The organism is Streptomyces aidingensis (assembly GCF_900112355.1).
In the GTDB taxonomy this organism is placed as follows: Bacteria; Actinomycetota; Actinomycetes; order Streptomycetales; family Streptomycetaceae; genus Streptomyces; species Streptomyces aidingensis.
This window is the reverse complement of record NZ_FOLM01000022.1, coordinates 80,169-86,479: the sequence shown is the minus strand read 5'-3', so window position 1 is coordinate 86,479 and position 6,311 is coordinate 80,169. Positions and strand designations below refer to the sequence as shown.

The following is a 6,311-nucleotide window of genomic DNA, read 5'->3' as shown; positions in this document are numbered from 1 at the left end:
GCGAGGCTGCGGGCGTGCACCACGCCGAGCAGGGCGCGTTCGCGGGGTGTGGCCCGGGTGTAGCGGCGTTGTTCCAGCGAGGCGTCGGCCAGGGCGAGCGCGTGCTGGGGGTGGCCGAGGTCCACGGCCTGGTGGGCCATGGCGCGCAGGATGTGTCCGGCCAGGGGGGCGTCGTCGGCTTCGGCGGCCAGGTGCAGGCTGAGGGTGAAGTAGCGCTGGGCCAGGCCGTGCTCGCCGGCGTCGAAGGACATCCAGCCGCACAGGTAGACCAGTTCGGAGGCGGTGGAGAACATCTCGCGCCGCACCTGCTCGCCGGGGAAGCGGCGGCCGAGGTGGGCGACGATGTCGGTGCGCAGGTAGGCCACCAGGGCGGCGCGGCCGTCGCCGCCGCCGCGGCGCTGGTCGCGGCGGGAGAAGAAGGCCATCATCTCGCGGGCGCCGGCCACATCGGCGGCGGTGGTGTGCCCGCCGCAGACGGGGCGACGGGACGGGCGGGCCTGTGCTGCCGGCCCTTCGCCGGTGGCCAGGGCGAGTCCTGCGAGCGAGTAGGCGGCGCCGGTGAGCATCTGGCGACGCTGCCTGTCCAACTCCATGCTCCCCAACTCTGCCAGCGCCATCACCGGGTCGGTGTCCTGGGGGAGGTCTTCCCCGTCGGCGTCCAGTCCGATCTCGTGCGCGGTGACGATGCGTCCCAGCCCGCGCGAGAACGTCTCGCACAAGATATGCGGCGCCCGGCCGCTGGGGCGCGATCCGCGCAGCCACTGGTTGACGTGCGAGCGGGTCACCGCCCGCAGCTCGTCCGCGCCGTTCTCGGCGGCCACCCGGCGGAAACGGGCGGCCAGCTGCTCCTGGGACCAGCCCAGTTCGCGCAGCAGGCTCTCCATCCGGCTGTTGCGTGCACGCGCCATGCATCGCCCCAAATGATCTTTACCAACGTTACCCGTGATGGCTCCCCGCCGGGGATACCCACGCACCGTGCATCACGGTTTGCTCAACGTACCGGCACCGGATGCTGCCGGTACCCGGACCGGCGAACGCCGTCGCTTTTCCCTCGTGTTGTTCCCCTGCCTGGTAAGGATGGCGATGTTCGACCCGTATGTCACGGCCGAGGTGTTCCTCGCCGGCGGCCTGGCCGTCACCTCGGCGCTGCTCTGGGCCCAGTGGCAGGCCCGGCACGCCGCGCAGGCCGAGACCCGGCGAGCCCGCCGGCAGGCGGAGCAGGCCAGAGCCTCACGCGAGAAGCAGCTGACGGATCTGCGCGAGCTGGCGCAGCGGAACGTGGATTACTGGAACGCCGCCCAGCAGGAGACCCGGCATCTGGTGGCCAGGCGTCTGCCGTCGGTCATCGAGGCTGTGGTGCGCGGCCGGCCGCAGGCGGAGGTGTCCGGGCTGGAACATCCCCTGCTGGCCGGTACGGCGTTCGAGGACTGCTTCGCGGCCGTGGAGGACCTGGTGCGGCAGGCGGCAGCTTCGGTCCGGGAAGAGGTGGGCCAGGCGGCGCGGGCCGGCGTGCGGGGCATGGCCGATGAAGCGCAGTCCTTCCTGGCCCGGCTTCAGATGGAGATCGATCGGGAGCTGGATCAGTATCCCGAGGACAGCGCCCATCATCAGGGCCTGGCCGTGATCGATCACTTCACCACCCGGGCCCTGCACACGCTCCAGCGGTTGCGGGTGCTGGCCGGGTCGTGGCCGGGGCTGCGGCGCGAGAACAGCCCACTGCGGGAGATCGTCGAGAGCGCTCGCGGCCGGATCGGCCCCTACGGCCGGGTCCACTACACCTACCTGCCGCAGACCGGTGAGCAGCACGTGGAGGGCCGGGTGGTGGAGCCGGTCACCCTGGCCCTGGCCGAGCTGCTGGACAACGCCACCAGCTACTCCGGCGAGCAGGTGGATGTCTACCTGCGACAGGTCCCGGCCGGGGTGGGCGTGGTGGTCGAGGACAGCGGTGTGGGCATGAACGCCTTCCAGCGGGCGCAGGCCGAGCAGTTACTGCAGCAGCGCACCGTGATGGATGTCGCCACGCTGGCCGACGAACGCAAACTCGGCTTCGCCGTCATCGGCCGCATGGCCGCCGACTACGGCTTCCGCGTGGATGTGAGCGCTCCTTCGGCGACCGGAGGGGTCAAGGCGGTGCTCCTGCTCCCCGCTGCGCTGCTGGCCCCGCCGCCCGCACCGCGGCCGATGCCGGTCACGCAGCCCGCCCCGGCACCGCTGCCGGAGCAGGACGCGCCGGACTCCGCATCGACGAGAACCTCCATGGGGCTTCCCAGACGCCACCGCCGCGGCGTGCGGCAGCAGGCACCGGTGGGGGTGACGCAGGAGCCGACGGCCGATACCGCCGATCTGACGGCTCTGACGGCCGGCCTGGAGCAGATGCGCGAGGCACTGCGGCAGGGATACCGGCAGACCACTTCGGAAGGAGACCACAGCGATGACTGAACTGCGCCGGCCCACCGCCGACACCACCGACATGACCTGGGCGCTGGACCAGCTCGGCGAGGAACGCGAGGTGGTACATGCCCTGCTGTTCACCTCCGACGGGATGGTCCTGGCCGCCTCCAAAGGGCTGGAGCGGGCCGATGCCGAACGGACCGCCGCGGCCTTCTCCGGCATCAAGGCGCTGCAGGCGGACCTGGCCGGATTCTGCGGCGTGCAGAACACCGCCCTGCCCCTGCGCCACCTGGTCACCGATCTCAAGGACCACACCGTGCTGCTGTTCGCCGCCGGGCAGCACACCGGGCTGGCGGTCTCCGTGCGGGGCGACTCCACCAGCCGGCAGACCGGAGTCGCCATCACCTCCGCGTTGAAGATGATCGCCGCCCTGCGGCCGGCGCTGGAGGCCCACGAGCGGAAGGGGTCGGCCACCGCGCAGCCGGGCTCGCCAACCGGCGCGGCGGACACTCCGGCATGACCGCCCCACGGCGCCGCGCCGCAGGAATGGTGCGCTCCTACACCGCCACCGGCGGGCGGGTCGTCCCCACACGCCGGAGCCTGGACGGGGCCACGCTGCTGAAGGCCGACGCGACCGTGGCCCTCGCGGGTCTTCCGGCCCAGGCCCGGCGGGTGATGGAGCTGTGCCGGCCCGGGGTGCTGTCGGTGGCCGAGGTCGCCTTCCACCTGCGCATGCCCGGGGCCGTGACCCGCGTGATCGTCTCCTCCCTGGTGGACAGCGGGCACCTGACCGCCGTCGCACCCTTCGTTCCCGCTGCCCAGCAGCACGACCGCGACTTCCTGAAAAGGGTTCTGCGTGGCCTCCAACGGATGTGACCGCTACGTACCGGACGCCGCCCGGTCGGTGAAGATCCTCATCCTCGGCCCGTTCGCCGTGGGCAAGACCACCTACGTCGGCACCGTGTCGGAGATCCGGCCGATGCACACCGAGGAACGCATGACACAGGCCGGTCAGCTCATCGACGACCTGCACGGCCTGGAGGAGAAGACCACCACCACCGTCGCGATGGACTTCGGCCGCCTCACCCTGGCCGAGGACATCGTGCTCTACCTCTTCGGCGCACCCGGCCAGCCCCGCTTCCGCGGCATGGTCCAGGCCCTGACGGCAGGGGCGCTGGGCGGGCTCGTCCTGGCCGACACCCGCCGACTGCAGGACAGCTTCGACGCCATCGACCTGCTCGAACAGGCCGCCCTGCCCTACACCGTCGCCGTGAACGCCTTCGACGGAGCCCCGGAGTACCCCGAGGCCGAACTTCGCGAGTCGATGTCCCTGGATCCCCGTACGCCTCTGGTGCTGCTGGACGCCCGCCGGCGCAACTCCGCCATGTCCGGCCTGATCACCCTGGTCAGCGCCATCCTCGCCCGTCCCCACCTGGAGCCCGCACCATGACCCAGCCCACCGCCGCGGTGCCGCGGCTGTACGGTCCGGACTTCGCGCTGCGGCCCGAGGACGCCTACCAGGTCCTTCGCGCCGCCGGCCCTGTCGCCTGGGCCGAGATCGCCCCCGGCGTCACGGCGCTGGTCGTCACCAGCCACCGCGCCGCGATCACTCTGCTCCACGACACCGCGACCTACAGCAAGGACTCCCGCTCCTGGGCCGCGCTGAACAACGGCCTCGTCCCGCCCGACAGCCCGGTGCTGGCACTGATGGCCTTCCGCCCCAGCCTGCTGTACGCCGACGGCGAGGCCCACCGGCGACTGCGCGAGGCGATGGACCACTGCCTGGCCCGCATCAGCCTGCACGCCCTGCGCCGCACCACACAGACCCACGCCACCACCCTGATCGAACGGATCGCGCCCGCCGGGCAGGCCGAGCTGATGGCCGACTACGCCGACACCCTGCCCCTTCTGGTCTTCGCCGACCTCCTGGGCTGCCCCGCCGAGTTCTCGGCCCGGATGGTCACCGCCTGCCAGGGCATGATCAACGCCGGTGCCACCGCCGCGCAGGCTGCCGCCGACCTCGCGCAGTGCCTGGCCGAACTCATCGCCCTGCGGCACCGCTCCCCCGGGCGGGATGTCACCACCTGGATGCTGGACCACTCGCACCGGCTGAGCGACGAGGAAGTGCTGCACCAGCTGGTCGTCCTGGTCGGCGCCGGCACCATCCCCACCGCCGCCTGGCTCGCCTCCGGCCTTCGCCTGCTGCTCACCGACCCCGCCTACGCCGGTGATCTGGCGGGCGGAGCCGTCACCGTGCGCCGGGCGATGGAGCAAGTGCTGTGGACGCACTCCCCCATGGCCAACTTCAGCGCCCACTACGCCCGCCACGCCACCCACCTGCACGGGGTTCCCGTCCCGCCCGGCGTACCGGTCCTGATCAGCCACGCCGCCACCGGCACCGGCACCGCACTGCCCGAGACGGGCTACGACAACCGCGCCCACCTGGCCTGGTCCGCCGGACCGCACCGCTGCCCGGCCGACAGCCACGCCGCCGTCATCGCCCAGACCGGCATCGAAACCGTCCTGGACCAGCTGTGGGACCTGGAGCCGACCGCCGCAGCCGTGCCCAACCGGCCCGGCCCCTTCCACCAGTGCCCCGCCGCCATGCCCGTCCGCTTCCGCCCCCGCCCCGAGAAACCCACCGCTCCCGCCGCAACCACCGGAGGACCCGCGTGAACCACAGCCCCCTCACCCTGGACACCACCGGCCGCCACCTCTACCCCCAGACCGACCAGTTGCGCGCAGCGGGCCCCGCCGTCCGCGTGAACCTGCCCGACGGCGTGACCGCCTGGTCCGTCACCCACGGCGACATCATCCGGAAGCTTCTGACCCACCCGCACATCTCGAAGAACCCGCGCACCAGCTGGCCCGGCTACCGCCCCGGCGCCATACCGTGGCTGGCCGCCTGGGTGGATGTGCAGTCCATGTTCACCAGCGACGCGGCCGACCACCAACGGCTGCGCGGCCTGGTGGCCCGCGCCTTCACCCCGCGCCGGGTCCAGGAACTCGCCCCGGCCATCGACGCCATCGTCACCGACCTCGTCGACACCCTGCACCACACCACCGGCCCGGGACAGTCCGTAGACCTGCGCGCCGCCTTCGCCTACCCCATCCCGACCCGCGTGATCTGCGACCTGTTCGGCGTGCCGGCGGACCAGCGTGCGGACATGCTCCGCGTCATCGACGCCGTCCTGGACACCACCGCCACCCCGGAACAGGCCGCGAACACCCGCACCGCCATGTACCAGGCCATGCACACCCTCATCGCCACCAAGCGCGCCCGCCCGGGCCAGGACATGACCAGCGATCTGCTGGCCGCACGCGAAGACGGCGACCGCCTCAGCGAGGAGGAGCTGGTCAGCACCCTCATCCTCATGATCGGAGCCGGATCGGAAACGGCGGTCTCCCTGATCGGGCACGCCATCACCGAATTACTGGCCCACCCCGGCCAGCTCCACACCGTCCTGGCCGACCCCGCCCGCTGGGACGACGTCATCGAGGAAACCCTGCGGCTGCACCCGCCGATCATGCACCTGCCGATGCGCTACGCCACCGGTGACATCGATCTGGGCGAAGGAGTGACCCTGCACCCGGGCGACCTCATCCTCATCGGCTTCGGCGCCCACGGCCGCGACCCCCAGCTCCATCACCACCCCGAGGCATTCGACATCGACCGCACCGACAAGGATCACCTCGCCTTCGGCCACGGCATCCACTACTGCCTCGGCGCCCCACTGGCCCGGCTCGAAGCCCGACGCGCCCTGCCGGCACTCTTCACCCGCTTCCCCCGCCTGCGCCTGGCCGTCACCCCCACCGAACTCCAACCCCAGCCGTCGTTCATCGGCAACGACCACCGCACCCTGCCGGCCATCCCCGTACCAGCCTGAGCACCCGCCCCAAGCCATCTCGGCTGCACGGCC

At 72.0% G+C, this 6,311-nt stretch carries 7 protein-coding genes; 6 read left to right on the top strand and 1 reads right to left on the bottom strand.

Features of this window, described 5'->3' with window-relative positions; translation table 11 throughout:
* Nucleotides 1-908 (bottom strand): helix-turn-helix domain-containing protein (locus tag BM242_RS25995; protein WP_217652593.1); only part of this gene is annotated, 908 nt, incomplete at its 3' end.
* 175 nt (nucleotides 909-1,083) lie between these two features.
* Here BM242_RS25995 and BM242_RS25990 point away from each other — a divergent pair.
* The 6 genes from BM242_RS25990 to BM242_RS25965 are packed head-to-tail and all read left to right on the top strand — an operon-like array spanning nucleotide 1,084 to nucleotide 6,278.
* Nucleotides 1,084-2,439, top strand: a complete 1,356-nt coding sequence (locus tag BM242_RS25990) for an ATP-binding protein (protein WP_093841382.1) — start codon at nucleotides 1,084-1,086, stop codon at nucleotides 2,437-2,439.
* Entirely contained in the window at nucleotides 2,432-2,911 is a 480-nt protein-coding gene (locus BM242_RS25985; RefSeq protein WP_093841381.1) for a roadblock/LC7 domain-containing protein, read from the top strand. Before BM242_RS25990 ends, BM242_RS25985 begins: the two co-directional genes overlap by 8 nt.
* Nucleotides 2,908-3,267: a DUF742 domain-containing protein gene (locus tag BM242_RS25980; protein WP_093841380.1), complete on the top strand. Its 360-nt coding sequence runs from the start codon at nucleotides 2,908-2,910 to the stop codon at nucleotides 3,265-3,267. Before BM242_RS25985 ends, BM242_RS25980 begins: the two co-directional genes overlap by 4 nt.
* Complete coding sequence (locus BM242_RS25975) at nucleotides 3,248-3,841, top strand: GTP-binding protein (RefSeq protein WP_093841379.1); 594 nt, start codon at nucleotides 3,248-3,250, stop codon at nucleotides 3,839-3,841. The genes BM242_RS25980 and BM242_RS25975 overlap by 20 nt, the downstream gene beginning before the upstream one ends.
* Nucleotides 3,838-5,067: a cytochrome P450 family protein gene (locus BM242_RS25970; RefSeq protein WP_093841378.1), complete on the top strand. Its 1,230-nt coding sequence runs from the start codon at nucleotides 3,838-3,840 to the stop codon at nucleotides 5,065-5,067. Before BM242_RS25975 ends, BM242_RS25970 begins: the two co-directional genes overlap by 4 nt.
* Nucleotides 5,064-6,278 carry a cytochrome P450 family protein gene (locus BM242_RS25965; protein ID WP_093841377.1) on the top strand — a complete coding sequence of 405 codons (1,215 nt, stop codon included), beginning with the start codon at nucleotides 5,064-5,066 and terminating at the stop codon, nucleotides 6,276-6,278. Before BM242_RS25970 ends, BM242_RS25965 begins: the two co-directional genes overlap by 4 nt.
* Nucleotides 6,279-6,311 lie beyond the last annotated feature (33 nt).

Bases quoted from the DNA above. Each gene is read 5' to 3' on its own strand.
- BM242_RS25990 (WP_093841382.1), top strand. From the start codon at position 1,084: ATGTTCGACCCGTATGTCACGGCCGAGGTGTTCCTCGCCGGCGGCCTG.
- BM242_RS25985 (WP_093841381.1), top strand. From the start codon at position 2,432: ATGACTGAACTGCGCCGGCCCACCGCCGACACCACCGACATGACCTGG.
- BM242_RS25980 (WP_093841380.1), top strand. From the start codon at position 2,908: ATGACCGCCCCACGGCGCCGCGCCGCAGGAATGGTGCGCTCCTACACC.
- BM242_RS25970 (WP_093841378.1), top strand. From the start codon at position 3,838: ATGACCCAGCCCACCGCCGCGGTGCCGCGGCTGTACGGTCCGGACTTC.